Consider the following 14,695-nt stretch of genomic DNA (forward strand, 5'->3'; position numbering starts at 1 on the left):
CACCATATGCGCCGACATGCCCGACACCCGACCGGGCGCGATTGCGACAGGTCTGCTACAGCCTCGCCCCGAAGCGGCACCCGGACTGTGTCGGGCCGACTACCGCCGTGCACACTACGGTTCATGAATCAGTGGCCCGACGGTTGGACCGACGACTCGCGTGGCAGGCACGGGGGCGGCAGCTCCGCGCCCGAGCCCGATCCCACCCGCGTCATGCCCCACACCCAGCGCCCCGACGTACCCCAGCAGAGCCGGGGCGGGCACGACGACGGCTACGGGTACGCGGGAAGCGCCTCCGCACCCGGCGGCGACGGTTCGTACGACTCCGGCTACAGCCAGGGCCAGGTCTACGGCGGCAGCCCCGCTCGCGGCGGCGGCGGTGACGGCGGCCAGGACAGCGCGTACGGCGGCACCCGGCCCCGCCCGAACTGGCGGAAGCGGATAACGGTCGGTCTGGTCCTGTTCTTCGCCCTGATGCTGGTGTGGTCCGTGGGCACCTACTTCTGGGCCGACTCGAAGCTCAAGCGCGAGGTCGACCTCAGCAAGGTCCAGGACCGGCCGGAGGGCGGCGAGGGGACCAACTACCTCATAGTCGGCTCGGACAGCCGCGAGGGCCTGTCCGACGACGAGAAGAAGGACCTGCACACCGGCTCCGCCGAGGGCAAGCGCACCGACACCATGATGATCCTGCACGTCGGTGACAACGGGAACACCATGGTCAGCCTCCCCCGCGACTCGTGGGTGACGATCCCCTCCTTCACCGGTTCGGAGAGCGGCAAGGAGTTCCCCTCCCCCGGCGCGAACAAACTGAACGCGTCCTACTCCATGGACGGGCCCACGCTGCTGGTCCGCACCGTCGAGCACAACACCGGGCTGAAGATCGACCACTACGCGGAGATCGGCTTCGGCGGCTTCGCCAAGATCGTCGACGCGATGGGCGGGGTCGAGCTGGACATCCCCCGGGACATCAAGGACAAGAACTCGGGCGCGGACTTCAAGAAGGGCAAGCAGACCCTCAACGGCGAGGACGCGCTCGCCTTCGTCCGCAACCGCTACGAGGCGGGGAGCGACCTGGAGCGGACGAAGAACCAGCAGAAGTTCCTGTCCGCCCTGGCCAACCAGGCCGCGACACCCTCGACGATCATCAACCCGTTCAAGCTCTACCCGGTGATGGGCGCGGGCCTGGACACCCTGATCGTCGACAAGGACATGAGCCTGTGGGAGCTGCGGAAGATGTTCTGGGCGATGAAGGGCATCACGGGCGGTGACGGCACCTCGATGAACATGCCGATCGCCGGTCCCGCGCCCAGCGGCTCGCTCAAGTGGGACATGGAGCGGGTCAAGCAGCTGGTGTCGCAGCTGAAGGCGGACGAGAAGGTCACCGTCAAGGGCGACTAGCGCGGCGTCAGGCGACGCTGAACACCGAAGGGCCCCCAGTGGTCCGGCCCCGGGCAGGGGTGCCGGACCACTGGGGGCCTTCGCGTGTCAGCACACGCCCGGCGGTGCGCTCAGCAGGCGCTCAGCAGCTCAACAGGCGCACAGGCAGAAGGGGTGCCCGGCCGGGTCCAGGTAGACGCGGAAGTCGCGCTTCCCCCCGTCGTCCCCCTGGGCCACCCGCGCGCCCAGCGCGAGCACCTCGCGCTCCGCCGCGTCGAGGCGGTCCTTCGGCACGTCCAGGTCGAGGTGGAACTGCTGCGGGTGCTCCAGGCTCGGCCACTGGGGCGGGATGAATCCGGGCGACTCCTGGAAGGCCAGCCGCTGCCCCTCGGGCCCGAGCGCTTCGACCCAGTCCCCCTCACCCTCGGCCTTCCAGCCCAGCACGCCCGCGTAGAACTCGGCGAGCGCCCGGGGGTCCGGACAGTCCAGCACGACGGCGCCCATCTTCGCGATGGCCATGGTGATCCCTTTCGGCGACGAATCTCGATCTCCGTTACCGCTTATCAGACTTAAGCGGTAACGGGCGTTACCCATAGTGCACTGTTGCCAGTAACGTGGCAAGGGTGACCGACAGAACCGCGCCGCCGCCACTCGTCCTGGTGCAGGACCTGGTGAACACCCTGGACATCGACGCGGGCGAGGACGCACTGGGCACGCCCGAGGGCATCGCCGCCTTCCTGCACAGGCACGGCCTGCACGGGTACGGCCTGGCGGAGACGTCCGAACTGCTGGAGCTGCGCGAGGCGCTGCGCGCCGCGTGTCTCGCGCACACCGGTAGGGACCTGTCACCGGGGCAGGCGGGCTCCCTGGCCCGGCTGCTGGCCGCGGCGCCCCTGGTGCTGCGGATCGGGGAGGACGGCGCGGCTACACTGCGGCCCGCCGACGGGCTGCACGGCGTGGCGGCGCTCACCGCCCGCGTCGCCGCGGGCATCGCGGCGGCGGGCGACGGCGGCTGGCAGCGGCTCAAGGCGTGCGAGGCGGACGACTGCCAGTGGGTGTTCTACGACCGCAGCCCGGCGGGACGGGGCCGCTGGTGCACGATGGCGGTCTGCGGCAGCCGCGCCAAGATGCGGACGTACCGTGCGCGCCGCCAGAGCGGCACGACGGACAGCGGCACGACGGACAGCGGCACGACGGGCGGCGCTGCGGACAGCAGCGCGGGCGCCGGTCGCCACGCGCCGGGCACCTGACGCGGACGCCGCCGCAGCGTCACGCCGTGGGCCGCCCCAGGGCCCGGAACCGCCAGCCCGCCTTGCGCCACTGCGCCGGGTCCAGCGTGTTGCGCCCGTCCAGGATGTGCCGCTGGGCGACCTCCTCGCCCAGCACCGCCGGGTCCAGCTCCCCGAACTCCCGCCATTCGGTCAGATGCAGGACGACGTCCGCCCCCCGTACGGCCTCCCGCGCGCCCGGAGCGTAGCCCAGGGTCGGGAAGAGGGCGCGGGCGTTGGCCATGCCCTTGGGGTCGTAGACGGTCACCTGGGCGCCCTGGAGGTGCAGTTGGCCCGCGACGTTGAGCGCGGGTGAGTCCCGTACGTCATCGGAGTCCGGCTTGAAGGTGGCGCCCAGCACCGCGACGCGCTTGCCCAGCAGGCCGCCGCCGACCGCCTCCCGGGTCAGCTCGACCATGTGCGTACGGCGGCGCATGTTGATCGAGTCGATCTCGCGCAGGAAGGTGAGCGCCTGGTCCGCGCCCAGCTCGCCCGCCCGCGCCATGAAGGCGCGCAGGTCCTTGGGCAGGCAGCCGCCGCCGAAGCCGATACCGGCCCGCAGGAACTTGCGGCCGATCCGGTCGTCGTGCCCGATCGCCTCGGCCAGCTTCACCACGTCGCCGTCGGCCGCCTCGCACACCTCGGCCATCGCGTTGATGAAGGAGATCTTGGTGGCCAGGAAGGAGTTCGCGGAGGTCTTGACCAGCTCGGCGGTGGGGAAGTCGGTGACGATGAACGGGGTGCCCTCGGCCAGCGGACCCGCGTAGACCTGCCGCAGCAGCGCCTCCGCCGCCTCGGAGCGCACGCCCGCGACGATGCGGTCCGGGCGCAGCGTGTCCTGCACGGCGAAGCCCTCGCGGAGGAACTCCGGGTTCCACGCCAGCTCCACCGCCTCGCCGGCGGGGGCGAGTTCGGCCAGGCGGGCGCCCAGCCGGGCCGCGCTGCCCACCGGGACGGTCGACTTGCCGACCACCAGCGCGGGCCGGGTCAGCAGCGGGGCGAGCGTCTCGAAGGCGCTGTCCACATAGCTCATGTCGCAGGCGTACTCGCCGTGTTTCTGCGGGGTGTTCACGCAGACGAAGTGGACGTCGCCGAACTCAGCGACCTCCGCGTAGGAGGTGGTGAAACGCAGCCGCCCGGAGGCGCCCGGCAGCCCCTCGACGTGCCGGCCCAGCAGTTCCTCCAGCCCTGGCTCGTACATCGGGACCTCGCCGCGGGCGAGCATCTCGATCTTCTCCGGGACCACGTCCAGGCCGAGCACCTCGAAGCCCAGCTCCGCCATGGCGGCGGCGTGCGTCGTGCCGAGGTAGCCGGTGCCGATCACGGTGATCCTGGGCTGGGCCGGATTGGCCATGTGCTGCTCCTGTGTCGCCAGTCGTATGAGACTGCCCGCGAGCATAACCGGGGCCGTACCGGAGATGTAGGTCACGTATGCCCGTCCTGGAGTTCACCTCTAGAATTGGGTTACTTAACGGTAATTAGCATAAGGGGAGTGAGAGAGCGTGGCGCCCTCAGTGAACAGCTCGGCCGCTGACTTCGACCTCTACCGTCCGGCCGAGGAGCACGGCATGCTCCGCGACTCGGTGCGCGCGCTCGCGGAGGCGAAGATCGCCCCCTTCGCCGCCGACGTGGACGAGGAGGGCCGCTTCCCGCAGGAGGCCCTCGACGCGCTGGTCGCAGGCGACCTGCACGCCGTGCACGTACCGGAGGCGTACGGCGGCGCGGGCGCCGACGCGCTCGCGACGGTGATCGTCATCGAGGAGATCGCGCGGGTCTGCGCGTCCTCGTCCCTGATCCCGGCGGTCAACAAGCTCGGCTCGATGCCGCTGATCCTGGCCGGCTCGGAAGAGCTGAAGAAGACCTACCTGGGCCCGCTGGCCAAGGGCGACGCGATGTTCTCGTACTGCCTGAGCGAGCCGGACGCGGGCTCCGACGCGGCCGGGATGAAGACCACCGCCGTGCGCGACGGCGACGCCTACGTCCTCAACGGCGTCAAGCGCTGGATCACCAACGCGGGCGTCTCCGACTTCTACACGGTGATGGCCGTCACCGACCCGGAGAAGCGCACCAAGGGCATCAGCGCGTTCGTCATCGAGAAGTCCGACGAGGGGGTGTCCTTCGGGGCGCCGGAGAAGAAGCTCGGCATCAAGGGCTCACCGACCCGCGAGGTCTACCTCGACAACGTACGCGTCCCCGCCTCCCGCCTCCTCGGCGCCGAGGGCAGCGGCTTCGCGACCGCGATGAAGACGCTGGACCACACCCGCGTCACCATCGCGGCCCAGGCGCTGGGCATCGCGCAGGGCGCCCTCGACTACGCCAAGGGCTACGTCGCCGAGCGCAAGCAGTTCGGCAAGCCGATCGGCGACTTCCAGGGCGTGCAGTTCATGCTCGCCGACATGGCCATGAAGCTGGAGGCCGCCCGTCAGCTCACCTACGCCGCCGCCGCCCGCTCCGAACGGGTCTCCCTCGGCGGCCCGCACGAGGACCTCACCTTCTTCGGCGCCGCCGCGAAGTGCTACGCCTCCGACGCGGCCATGGAGATCACCACGGACGCGGTCCAGCTCCTGGGCGGCTACGGCTACACCCGCGACTACCCGCTGGAGCGCATGATGCGCGACGCGAAGATCACCCAGATCTACGAGGGCACCAACCAGATCCAGCGCATCGTGATGGCCCGCAACCTGCCGTAACGCGGATTCCCGCCGGTGCCCGCAGGGACACCCCGGCCCCCGGCCCCGCGCCGGGGGCCGTTCGCGTGGACCCGCGTACGGCCCGGCTCAGCCCACCGCGGCGCGAGCGATCAGCGTCCCGATGTGGCCGGGCTCCGGAGCCTCCAGGACCCGGACCTCGGCCTGCTCGAATCCGGCCCGCAGCAGGAGGCTTTCCCACTTCCGGGGCGTGTAGCTGTACCGGTACGTGTACCTGGCCTTTCCTGCGAATCCGCCTTTGTACATTCCCTGCGGCCCGTACGCGCCGGGAATGGCCGGGGGATGGGAGAAGACCAACGTGCCGCCAGGGTTGAGCCGCCTGGCGATCAGCGGAAGGAGCTTCACCGGGTCGGTGAACCACACCGCTCCGAAGAGGGCCGCGGCTACGTCGTCCGGCACACGCTGCGCGATGTGGAGGGCGACGTCTACGCCCGCGTGCGCGGCACCGGCACCGGCACCGACGAGGCGGAGCCGCTGGCCGACGGGCCGGAGAGCCCGTGGGACGGCCTGTGGTTCTGCTCCAACCCGGTCTTCGTGCAGGTCCGTCAGCGGAAGTCCGGGGGCGGGGCCGAGGTGCGGCGCGCACGGCAGCGGGCGCGCCGCACCCGGGGGTGACGGTCAGAAGGTGACGGTCAGACCTTGCGGCGGCGGAAGAGGACGAAGCCTGCGGCGGCCACGGAGACCGCGGCCACGCCCGCGAGGGTCGTCTGCGGCAGCGAGCCTTCACTCTGGGCCGAGGCGGCGGTGTTCGCGGTGTTCTCCGCGTTCAGCGCGACGCTGCCGCTCCCGGCGTCCATCTCGGAGTGGGGTCCGCCGTGGCCGTGGTGGGAGACGGTGGACTTGGACGAACCGGCCTCGATCGACTTCTCGGTGGGCGCGTCCGGAGCGGCGGCGGCGGCCTTGGCGCTCTGGCCGAAGACGACGTCGGAGCAGCTGTAGAACGCCTCGGTGCTGTCGTTGCGTTGCCAGACCTTGTAGAGCAGGTGGCGGCCCGACTTCTTCGGCAGGTTGCCGGAGAACTCGTAGTAGCCGGCCGGGGCGGTCTTGGCGGTCTTCGTCGTCGCCACCGGGTCGGCTTCCAGGTCCGACCACTTCAGCGGCTTGGACGGGTCGTAGCTGTCCTTGGTGATGTAGACGTTCATGGTGCCGGGGTGGGCCGCGGTGACGCGGAACCTGAAGTCGAAGGGCCCGGAGGCCACTTGGGTGGCGGGCCAGTCGGTACGGGCCCAGTCCAGCGCCTTGTACTTCTCGCGGTTCGCCGAGCACAGCCTGCCGTCGGGGATGATCTCCTTGTGGCGGCCTGCGGCGTTGGCGATGTTCACCTCGTTCCAGTCGTACAGCGGCTGGGTGCCGCTGGCGGCGACGAGGTCCTTGCACACCTGCGAATCCGGACTCTCGGGGCCTTCCGCGTAACAGGCCGCGACGCGGCTGACCGGGTTGAACACCGCGCCGTGTGCGTGTGCCTGACCGGGCGTCAGCGTGAGGATCAGGGCGGATGCGGCGCCGAGTGAGCCCAGCGAGGCGGCTTTGCGTCGAGCGGACATGTCGGGGTAACTCCATTCTGCTGCGGGGGAACAGAGAAGAGGAACTGTCTCCTTACGCAGGCCACGTCGCGCGCTTACTGCCTGCCGGACAGGAGAGGCAAGACACAACGCCCTGGCGGGGGGTGTGAAAGGAGAGTCGCATTGGACTAGACCAGAAGACAAGAGGTCTGCACCGGTGAAACTGACGGGCACAGGGTGGGGCATGACGGAAAATCAGATGCGGACGCCGCGCCGACGCTCCTAAACTCCGCCCGCGGGAGGGCGAGGCGCCGTATCCTCCGCCGGTGATCGGAGACGCACGGGAATGACCAGTCAACTGTTCGCGATCTGCTTCCACGCGACCCGGCCGCCGGACCTGGCGCGGTTCTGGTCCGGGGTCCTGGGCTGGGCACCGGCCGCCGGAAGGGGCGACGATGCGGCGGACGAGGCCGACGGCGTCGCGCTGCTGCCGCCGGACGGCGCCGGGTTCCGGCTCCGCTTCCTGCCCGGCCACGAGCCGAGGACGGGCCCCAACCGCGCGCACTTCGACCTCACCAGCGCGTCCCCGCAGGAGCAGCGGCAGACGGTGGCCAGGGCGCTGGAGTTGGGCGGACGGCACATCGACGTGGGCCAGCTCCCCGAGGAGGGGCATGTGGTGCTCGCCGACCCCGACGGCAACGAGTTCTGCGTCATCGAGGCGGGCAACAGGTTCCTCGCCGACACCGGCACCATCGGAGCGCTGGCCTGCGACGGTACGCAGGAGGTCGGCTACTTCTGGAGCGAGGCGCTGCACTGGCCGCTGGTCTGGGACCAGGAAGAGGAGACCGCGATCCAGTCGCCGCAGGGCGGCACGAAGATCACCTGGGGCGGACCTCCGGTGGCGCCGAAGAAGGGCGCGAACAGGCTGTACTTCGAGCTGGTGCTGCCCGACGGCGCGGACTGGCGGGCGGAGGTCGACCGCCTGGCCGCGCTCGGCGCGAAGCGCGCCGGGACCCCCGGGGGCGAGGGCGGCGACGGCGGCTCCGTGCCGATGCTCGACCCCGACGGCAACGAGTTCTCGCTGCGGCGCCCCCGGTAGCGCGCACGCGCCGCACCGCGCCGCACGGCGAGACGGGCGGCGAGACGGGCGCGTATGCCGAGGAGAGCGTGGGCCATGGCCGGGCGGGGGTCGCGTGGCGTCGAATGATCAGTACGGGGAGCCGGTCGGCTCCCCGGGATGTCCGGTACGGAACGGGGTACTGATCATGCAGGGTGTGACGCTGGGAGCGGCGGCGGTCTTCACCGGGCTGATGGCGGGGATCTACTTCGCCTTCAGCGTGGCCGTCATGCCGGGGCTGAGCGCGACGAACGACGAGACGTTCGTCCGGTCCATGCAGTCCATCAACGTGAAGATCCTCAACGGCTGGTTCATGCTGGCCTTCTTCGGGGCGCTGGTGGTGCCCGCGCTGGCCGCCTTCCTGCTCTTCCGCGACGGCGGCATGCGGGCCGTCGTGGTGTGGGCGCTCGCCGGGCTGGTGCTGTACGCGGCAACGATCGCCGTCACCGCCGGGGTGAACGTGCCGCTGAACGACAAGCTCGCGGCGGCCGGGACTTCTGCGGGCGACCTGGGATTCGCGGCGGCGCGCGAGCAGTTCGAGAGCGCGTGGGTGCGCTGGAACGCCGTACGGGCGCTGCTCGCCGTCTCGGCCTGCGGCTGCCTGGTGCGGGCCGTGTTCCTGCACGTGAACAGCTGACCGGCGGCGGGCCGCGTGGTGGCACGCGAGCCCGCCGCGGGCGTCGGACACGGGCGCGTCGCCAGGCCGGGGCGCCTCAGGCGGGTGTGCCGTCCAGCTGCGCGAGGGTGGCGATCGAGGGCCCGCGCCGCCGCTGGATGTCCGCCGCCGCCGCTTCGGCGTCCCGCAGCACCCGTACCGCGTTGTGCCAGGTGAGCTTGGCGAGGTCGGCCTCGGACCAGCGGCGGTCCAGGAGTTCGGCGACGAGGTTCGGATAGCCCGCCACGTCGGCGAGCCCCTCCGGGGTGAACGCGGTGCCGTCGAAGTCCCCGCCGATGCCGACGTGGTCGATGCCCGCCACCTCCCGCATGTGGTCGAGGTGGTCGGCGACGGTGGCCGGGGTCGCGGCCGGACGCGGATGCGCCTCCTCGTACGCGCGCTGCACGCGCAGGCCCTCCTCGGTGCCGTCCAGGGGGTGCAGTCCGTGCGCGCGCATGTTCTCGTCGGCGGCGGCCGTCCACTCGACCGCCGCAGGGAGCACGAACTTCGGCACGAAGGTGGCCATGGCCACGCCGCCGTTGCCCGGCAGCAGCGCCAGCACGTCGTCCGGGATGTTGCGCGGGTGGTCGCAGACGGCACGCGCCGAGGAGTGCGAGAAGATCACCGGCGCCTCGGTGACCCGCAGCGCGTCGCGCATCGTGGACGCGGCGACGTGCGAGAGGTCGACGAGCATCCCCGTCCGGTTCATCTCCCGGACGACCTCCTCGCCGAAGCGGGTGAGGCCGCCGTGGCGCGGCTCGTCCGTCGCCGAGTCGGCCCAGTCGAGCGTGTCGTTGTGGGTGAGCGTCAGATAGCGCACGCCGAGGCGGTGCAGGGCGCGCAGGGTGGCCAGCGAGTTGTTGATGGAGTGGCCGCCCTCGGCGCCCATCAGCGAGGCGATGCGGCCCTCGGCGCGTTGGGCCTCCAGCTCCGCCGCGCTGAAGGCGAGCCCGAGGTCGGCGGGATGGCGCGCGGCCAGCGCCCGTACGACGTCGATCTGCTCCAGGGTGGCGCTGACCGCCGCGTCCCCGGCCAGGTCGGTGCGGACGTAGACGGACCAGAACTGGCCGCCCACGCCGCCCGCGCGCAGCCGGGGGATGTCGGTGTGCAGGTGGGCGGACTGGTCGGCGGCGAGGTCGCGCCGGTCCAGGTCGTAGGCGACCTGCTCGCGCAGCGCCCAGGGCAGGTCGTTGTGGCCGTCGACGACGGGGTGGGCGGCGAGCAGTTCGCGCGCCCGCGCCAGGGAGGTCACTGGGGGCCGCCGAAGCCGAAGCCCGCCTCGGCCGACGCCGCCTTGGCGCGTACGCGGCGGCCCTTCTCGGTCGCCTCCTCGTTCAGCTCGGCCTGGAAGCGCAGCATCTCCTCCTGGAGCACCGGGTCGTGCGCGGCGAGGATGCGTACGGCCAGCAGCCCGGCGTTGCGCGCGCCGCCGACCGAGACGGTGGCGACCGGCACGCCCGCGGGCATCTGCACGATGGAGAGCAGGGAGTCCATGCCGTCCAGGTACTTCAGCGGCACGGGGACGCCGATGACCGGCAGCGGGGTGACCGAGGCGAGCATGCCGGGCAGGTGGGCGGCGCCGCCCGCGCCCGCCACGAGCACCTTCAGGCCGCGGCCGGCGGCCTGTTCGCCGTAGGTGATCATCTCGCGCGCCATGCGGTGCGCGGAGACGACGTCGGCCTCGTAGGGGACGCCGAACTCGTCCAGGGCCTTGGCGGCGGCCTCCATGACGGGCCAGTCCGAATCGGAGCCCATCAGGATGCCGACGGCGGGGGCAGGTGCGGAAGCGGTCACTCTTGGATCGTCCCTCGCAGGTAGCCGGCGGCGTGGGCGGCGCGCTCGCGCACATCGGCCAGATCGTCGCCGTAGGTGTTGACATGCCCGACCTTACGGCCGGGTTTCACGTCCTTGCCATACATGTGGATCTTGAGTTGTGGATCGCGCGCCATGCAGTGCAGATAGGCGGTGTACATGTCGGGGTAGTCGCCGCCGAGCACGTTCGCCATCACCGTCCAGGGGGCGCGCGGGCGCGGATCGCCCAGCGGCAGGTCCAGCACGGCCCGCACGTGGTTGGCGAACTGCGAGGTCACGGCGCCGTCCTGGGTCCAGTGCCCGGAGTTGTGGGGGCGCATCGCCAGTTCGTTGACCAGGATGCGGCCGTCCCGGGTCTCGAAGAGCTCCACGGCGAGATGGCCGACGACCCCCAGCTCCCGCGCGATCCGCAGGGCCAGTTGCTGCGCCTCGGCGCCGCGGCCGGGGTCCAGCCCGGGGGCGGGGGCGATCACGGTGTCGCAGACGCCGCCGACCTGGACCGACTCGACGACGGGGTAGGCCACGGCCTGGCCGTGCGGGGAGCGGACGACGTTCGCCGCCAGCTCGCGCGCGAAGTCCACCTTCTCCTCGGCAAGCACCGGCACCCCCGCGCGGAACGGCTCGGCCGCCTCCTCGGCGCCGCCGACGACCCACACGCCCTTGCCGTCGTACCCGCCGCGCACGGTCTTCAGGACGACGGGGAACCCGTCCCCCGCACCGTCCCCCGCACCGCCTGCCGCGGCGCCCTCGGCGGCGAAGGCGGCCACGTCGGCCGGGTCGCGCACCAGGCGGTGCCGCGGCGAGGGGGCGCCGATGAGGTCGAGCCGGGCGCGCATCACCCCCTTGTCCTGCGCGTGCTCCAAGGCGTCCGGGCCGGGGCGTACGGGGATGCCGTCCGCCTCCAGCGCCCGCAGGTGGGCCGTGGGCACGTGCTCGTGATCGAAGGTGATCACGTCGCAGCCCCGCGCGAAGCGGCGGAGCGTGTCCAGGTCGCGGTGGTCGCCCACCGTGACGTCGCGGACGACCTGCGCCGCGGAGTCCTGCGGGGTGTCCGAGAGGAGCTTGAACCTGATGCCGAGGGGGATGCCCGCCTCATGGGTCATCCGGGCGAGCTGCCCGCCGCCCACCATGCCGACTACCGGAAATGTCACGCTCTCCAGCGTATCCGGCCCCCGGATTCCCGCTGACGGCCGCCGGGAGGCCCGTCGTGACGTGCGCCTGCGCGGCGTGTGATTCGCCCCGAAAACAGCGTGGAAAGGCGGGCTTGACGACGTCGCGGCACGGGCCCGCAGGCCGAGATCCGGGCTCAGGCTGCGTCTGCGGACTCCGGCTGGTTAGCATGAGGGCAGCGGACGACGCCGATCGAACGGGGACTGGGCAATCACTATGGGTGAATGGCGCGATGTACCCCCACGCCTCGAACGAATCGTCCGCGAGCTGGCCAAGTTCGGCACGGTCGGCGCTTTCGGCTTCCTGGTCAACGTAGCGGTGTTCAATCTCTGCATCCACACGTTCCAGTTGGCCACCGTGCGTTCCGGCGTGATCGCCACGGCGGTGGCGATCGGCACCAACTACGTCGGCAACCGCTACTGGACGTACCGGCACACCGACAAGACCCGCGTCCAGCGCGAGGTCTCGCTGTTCCTGCTGTTCAGCGGAATCGGGATGGTCATCGAGAACGGCGTGCTCGCCCTCTCGCACTACGGCTTCGACTACACCACGCCGCTCGCCGACAACATCGCGAAGAACGTCGTCGGGCTCGGTATCGCCACGGTGTTCCGCTTCTGGTCCTATCGCACCTGGGTCTTCTGCGACGACCAGGCCGAGGCGGACGGCACGGCGGCGCGGACCGGCGCGGCAGCGCAGCCAGGAGCGGCAGCGCAGCCAGGAGCGGCGGAGCAGACCGGCGCGGCGGCGCAGGCCGAGGCCGTGCCCGCCGTCGCCGTTCCGGGCCCCGGCACCGGCCCGGACGCGCCCTCAGCGGTCCGACTGCCTGCTCAGGAAGAGAGCGAAGACCGGCGGGTACTGCTGAAGTAGCTCCAGCCGCCCGCCGTCGGCCTCGGCCAGGTCCCGGGCCACGGCGAGGCCCAGCCCGGTGGAGTTGCGCCCGCTGACCGTGCGCTCGAAGACCCGGGAGCCCAGCTCCGGGTCGACCCCGGGCCCCTCGTCGGTCACCTCGGCCACCACCTGGTTCCCGGTGACACGGGTCCGGATGGCGACCGTGCCGCCCCCGTGCATCAGCGCGTTCTCGATCAGCGTGGCCAGCACCTGGGCGACCGCCCCCGGGGTGCCGACGGCGCGCAGCCCGGTCTTGCCGGAGCGGACGATCGCGCGGCCCTCGCCCCGGTAGGCGGGCTTCCACTCCTCCATCTGCTGCTTGACGACGTCGTCCAGGTCGAAGTCGACGGCCGAGCCGGAACGCGGGTCCCGCGAGTTGGTCAGCAAGCGCTGCACCACGTCCGTCAGCCGCTCCACCTGGGCCAGCGCGATGGTGGCCTCCTCCTTGAGCGTGGCCCGGTCCGCCGGGTCCTCGGTGTCGGCGGTGGCGATGATCTCCTCCAGCCGCATCGAGAGCGCGGTGAGCGGGGTGCGCAGCTGGTGCGAGGCGTCCGCCGCCAGGCGCCGTTCCGCCGTGAGCATGCGGCCGATCCGGTCGGCGCTGCCGTCGAGCACGTCCGCCACCCGGTCCAGCTCGGGCACGCCGTAGCGCCGGTGGCGGGGGCGCGGGTCGCCGGAGCCGAGGCGTTCGGCCGTCTCGGCGAGGTCGGTGAGCGGCGCGGCCACCCGGTGCGCCTGCCGTACGGCCAGGACCGCGGCGGCCCCGATCGCCAGCAGCGCGACGGCGAGGATGATCAGCAGCGAGCGGCCCACCTCGGCCCGCACCGCGCCCTGCGACTCGCTGACGGTGACGGTCTCGCGGTGGCCGCCGGTCTGCTGTGCCGTGATGGCGTCGCCGCCGGGGTTCTCGCCGAACTCGATGGGCGCCCGGCCCGGCACCTTGATGTGCACGTAGTGGTCGCCCTCGACCGTGGTGCGCATGCTCTGCTCGGTCACCCGCTCCCCGGCGACCAGGCGGCTCTCCACGACGGACACCAGCCGGGCCGCCTCGGACGCCACGCTCTCGCGCGCGCTCTCCTCGATCGTCCGGCTCTCGACGATGACCAGGGAGACCCCGAAGACGGCGATCACCACGAGGACCACGGCCAGCGTGGACTGGATCAGACGACGGCGCATGAGGGGCGGTACTAGCTCTTCTCGAAGCGGAAACCGACGCCGCGCACGGTCGCGATGTATCGGGGGTTGGCCGCGTCGTCGCCGAGTTTCTTGCGCAGCCACGAGATGTGCATGTCGAGCGTCTTGGTGGAGGACCACCAGGTGGTGTCCCACACCTCACGCATCAGCTGGTCCCGGGTGACCACCCGGCCCGCGTCCCGTACCAGCACGCGGAGCAGGTCGAACTCCTTGGCGGTCAGGTGCAGCTCCTCCTCGCCCATCCAGGCGCGGTGCGACTCGGCGTCGATCCGCACCCCGTGGGTGGCCGGGGGCTGCGCCGCCTCCACGACCGCGCCGCGCCGCAGCAGGGCGCGGACGCGGGCGAGCAGCTCGGCGAGGCGGAAGGGCTTGGTGACGTAGTCGTCGGCGCCCGCGTCGAGCCCGACGACGGTGTCCACCTCGTCGGCGCGGGCGGTGAGGACCAGTACGGGGAAGGTGTGGCCGTCGTTGCGCAGGCGGCGGCAGACCTCCAGGCCGTCCATCCCGGGCAGGCCGAGGTCCAGCACCACGAGGTCGACGCCGATGCGCAGCCCGGCCTCCAGCGCGGTGGGACCGTCCTCCCGGACCTCGACCTCGTAACCCTCGCGGCGCAGGGCTCGGGCGAGTGGCTCGGAGATCGACGCGTCATCCTCGGCGAGCAGTACACGGGTCATGACCTGATGGTAGTCCTCGCGCCACAGCGCGTGGATCGTCCCCGGCCCGGCGCCGAGGGTGCTGCGAATCACCGCTCAGGCGTTTCTGCCACCTGGGAATGCAGGAGACGATGTGCCGCGTCACCTGTGATCTGAGTCGCAATCCCTTCCAATTGCTGTCACATGCTGACGTAAGGTGGACCGCGCTTCTGCACGTGAACGTCAAGGACCCTTGGCCGCTGCACCACGCCGAGGGTCCTTCCGCTGTTCGGAGCAGCGTGCGAAGCGCCTGTGCGGACGTGCCCGTGCGGCCTCCCGGCCCGCCCCGGAGGACCGCCCGCGGCTCCGCAC

At 71.7% G+C, this 14,695-nt stretch carries 15 protein-coding genes and 1 pseudogene; 7 read left to right on the forward strand and 9 right to left on the reverse strand.

The genetic code is table 11. The annotated features are described in order from the left end of the window. Window positions 1-123: 123 nt before the first annotated feature. Window positions 124-1,398 carry an LCP family protein gene (locus tag H299_RS0119885; protein ID WP_027749841.1) on the forward strand — a complete coding sequence of 425 codons (1,275 nt, stop codon included), beginning with the start codon at window positions 124-126 and terminating at the stop codon, window positions 1,396-1,398. Window positions 1,399-1,527: 129 nt separating this feature from the next. Here the strand turns inward: H299_RS0119885 and H299_RS0119890 are convergent, their stop codons facing one another. Continuing rightward, the gene (locus H299_RS0119890; protein WP_027749842.1) at window positions 1,528-1,896 is read right to left on the reverse strand and encodes a VOC family protein; all 369 of its coding nucleotides are present in this window, start codon (window positions 1,894-1,896) and stop codon (window positions 1,528-1,530) included. A 104-nt stretch (window positions 1,897-2,000) separates the two neighbouring features. Here H299_RS0119890 and H299_RS35130 point away from each other — a divergent pair, with 104 nt between their 5' ends. After that, window positions 2,001-2,627 (forward strand): CGNR zinc finger domain-containing protein, encoded by a 627-nt coding sequence (locus H299_RS35130; RefSeq protein WP_078512886.1) that lies wholly within the window; start codon window positions 2,001-2,003, stop codon window positions 2,625-2,627. Window positions 2,628-2,646: 19 nt separating this feature from the next. Here H299_RS35130 and H299_RS0119900 read toward each other — a convergent pair whose 3' ends face one another. After that, complete coding sequence (locus H299_RS0119900; protein WP_037759762.1) at window positions 2,647-3,999, reverse strand: UDP-glucose dehydrogenase family protein; 1,353 nt, start codon at window positions 3,997-3,999, stop codon at window positions 2,647-2,649. A 214-nt stretch (window positions 4,000-4,213) separates the two neighbouring features. On the opposite strand from H299_RS0119900, the gene H299_RS0119905 reads away from it, so the two are divergent. Then, window positions 4,214-5,335 (forward strand): acyl-CoA dehydrogenase family protein, encoded by a 1,122-nt coding sequence (locus H299_RS0119905; protein WP_051262661.1) that lies wholly within the window; start codon window positions 4,214-4,216, stop codon window positions 5,333-5,335. A gap of 87 nt (window positions 5,336-5,422) precedes the next feature. Here H299_RS0119905 and H299_RS35135 read toward each other — a convergent pair. Then, window positions 5,423-5,728: pseudogene (locus H299_RS35135) on the reverse strand (SAM-dependent methyltransferase); the annotation flags it as partial. A gap of 36 nt (window positions 5,729-5,764) precedes the next feature. Here H299_RS35135 and H299_RS39215 point away from each other — a divergent pair. Then, window positions 5,765-5,968 carry a hypothetical protein gene (locus H299_RS39215; protein ID WP_027749845.1) on the forward strand — a complete coding sequence of 68 codons (204 nt, stop codon included), beginning with the start codon at window positions 5,765-5,767 and terminating at the stop codon, window positions 5,966-5,968. Between the two features lie 17 nt (window positions 5,969-5,985). On the opposite strand, the gene H299_RS0119920 is transcribed toward H299_RS39215, so the two are convergent. Next, on the reverse strand, window positions 5,986-6,897 hold the full coding sequence (locus tag H299_RS0119920) for a lytic polysaccharide monooxygenase (protein WP_027749846.1): 912 nt from the start codon (window positions 6,895-6,897) through the stop codon (window positions 5,986-5,988). Between the two features lie 304 nt (window positions 6,898-7,201). On the opposite strand from H299_RS0119920, the gene H299_RS0119925 reads away from it, so the two are divergent. After that, the gene (locus H299_RS0119925; RefSeq protein WP_027749847.1) at window positions 7,202-7,954 is read left to right on the forward strand and encodes a VOC family protein; all 753 of its coding nucleotides are present in this window, start codon (window positions 7,202-7,204) and stop codon (window positions 7,952-7,954) included. 166 nt (window positions 7,955-8,120) lie between these two features. Then, window positions 8,121-8,609, forward strand: a complete 489-nt coding sequence (locus tag H299_RS0119930) for an anthrone oxygenase family protein (protein ID WP_027749848.1) — start codon at window positions 8,121-8,123, stop codon at window positions 8,607-8,609. Window positions 8,610-8,685: 76 nt separating this feature from the next. On the opposite strand, the gene H299_RS0119935 is transcribed toward H299_RS0119930, so the two are convergent. The 3 genes from H299_RS0119935 to H299_RS0119945 are packed head-to-tail and all read right to left on the reverse strand — an operon-like array spanning window position 8,686 to window position 11,590. Further along, on the reverse strand, window positions 8,686-9,879 hold the full coding sequence (locus tag H299_RS0119935; RefSeq protein ID WP_027749849.1) for a dipeptidase: 1,194 nt from the start codon (window positions 9,877-9,879) through the stop codon (window positions 8,686-8,688). Next, window positions 9,876-10,382, reverse strand: coding sequence for a 5-(carboxyamino)imidazole ribonucleotide mutase (gene purE / locus H299_RS0119940; RefSeq protein WP_051262662.1), 507 nt, complete (start codon window positions 10,380-10,382; stop codon window positions 9,876-9,878). The genes H299_RS0119935 and purE overlap by 4 nt, the downstream gene beginning before the upstream one ends. Window positions 10,383-10,417: 35 nt before the next feature. Then, window positions 10,418-11,590 (reverse strand): 5-(carboxyamino)imidazole ribonucleotide synthase, encoded by a 1,173-nt coding sequence (locus H299_RS0119945; RefSeq protein ID WP_027749851.1) that lies wholly within the window; start codon window positions 11,588-11,590, stop codon window positions 10,418-10,420. A 235-nt stretch (window positions 11,591-11,825) separates the two neighbouring features. Here H299_RS0119945 and H299_RS35140 point away from each other — a divergent pair, with 235 nt between their 5' ends. Further along, window positions 11,826-12,476: a GtrA family protein gene (locus H299_RS35140; RefSeq protein WP_078512888.1), complete on the forward strand. Its 651-nt coding sequence runs from the start codon at window positions 11,826-11,828 to the stop codon at window positions 12,474-12,476. Here H299_RS35140 and H299_RS0119955 read toward each other — a convergent pair. Both H299_RS0119955 and H299_RS0119960 read right to left on the reverse strand, forming a co-directional pair. Next, window positions 12,417-13,673: an ATP-binding protein gene (locus H299_RS0119955; RefSeq protein ID WP_027749852.1), complete on the reverse strand. Its 1,257-nt coding sequence runs from the start codon at window positions 13,671-13,673 to the stop codon at window positions 12,417-12,419. The two genes, H299_RS35140 and H299_RS0119955, sit on opposite strands and share 60 nt — an antisense overlap. Window positions 13,674-13,684: 11 nt before the next feature. After that, a complete protein-coding gene (locus H299_RS0119960; protein ID WP_027749853.1) occupies window positions 13,685-14,365 on the reverse strand; it encodes a response regulator transcription factor in 681 nt (226 codons plus the stop codon). Window positions 14,366-14,695: the final 330 nt, after the last annotated feature.

This window comes from Streptomyces sp. CNH287 (genome assembly GCF_000424825.1).

Coding starts and splice junctions, on each gene's coding strand:
- H299_RS0119955 (WP_027749852.1), bottom strand. CDS start 13,673: ATGCGCCGTCGTCTGATCCAGTCCACGCTGGCCGTGGTCCTCGTGGTG.
- H299_RS35140 (WP_078512888.1), top strand. CDS start 11,826: ATGGGTGAATGGCGCGATGTACCCCCACGCCTCGAACGAATCGTCCGC.
- H299_RS0119900 (WP_037759762.1), bottom strand. CDS start 3,999: ATGGCCAATCCGGCCCAGCCCAGGATCACCGTGATCGGCACCGGCTAC.
- H299_RS0119890 (WP_027749842.1), bottom strand. CDS start 1,896: ATGGCCATCGCGAAGATGGGCGCCGTCGTGCTGGACTGTCCGGACCCC.
- H299_RS0119930 (WP_027749848.1), top strand. CDS start 8,121: ATGCAGGGTGTGACGCTGGGAGCGGCGGCGGTCTTCACCGGGCTGATG.
- H299_RS0119925 (WP_027749847.1), top strand. CDS start 7,202: ATGACCAGTCAACTGTTCGCGATCTGCTTCCACGCGACCCGGCCGCCG.
- H299_RS0119885 (WP_027749841.1), top strand. CDS start 124: ATGAATCAGTGGCCCGACGGTTGGACCGACGACTCGCGTGGCAGGCAC.
- H299_RS0119960 (WP_027749853.1), bottom strand. CDS start 14,365: ATGACCCGTGTACTGCTCGCCGAGGATGACGCGTCGATCTCCGAGCCA.
- purE (WP_051262662.1), bottom strand. CDS start 10,382: ATGGGCTCCGATTCGGACTGGCCCGTCATGGAGGCCGCCGCCAAGGCC.
- H299_RS0119905 (WP_051262661.1), top strand. CDS start 4,214: ATGCTCCGCGACTCGGTGCGCGCGCTCGCGGAGGCGAAGATCGCCCCC.
- H299_RS0119920 (WP_027749846.1), bottom strand. CDS start 6,897: ATGTCCGCTCGACGCAAAGCCGCCTCGCTGGGCTCACTCGGCGCCGCA.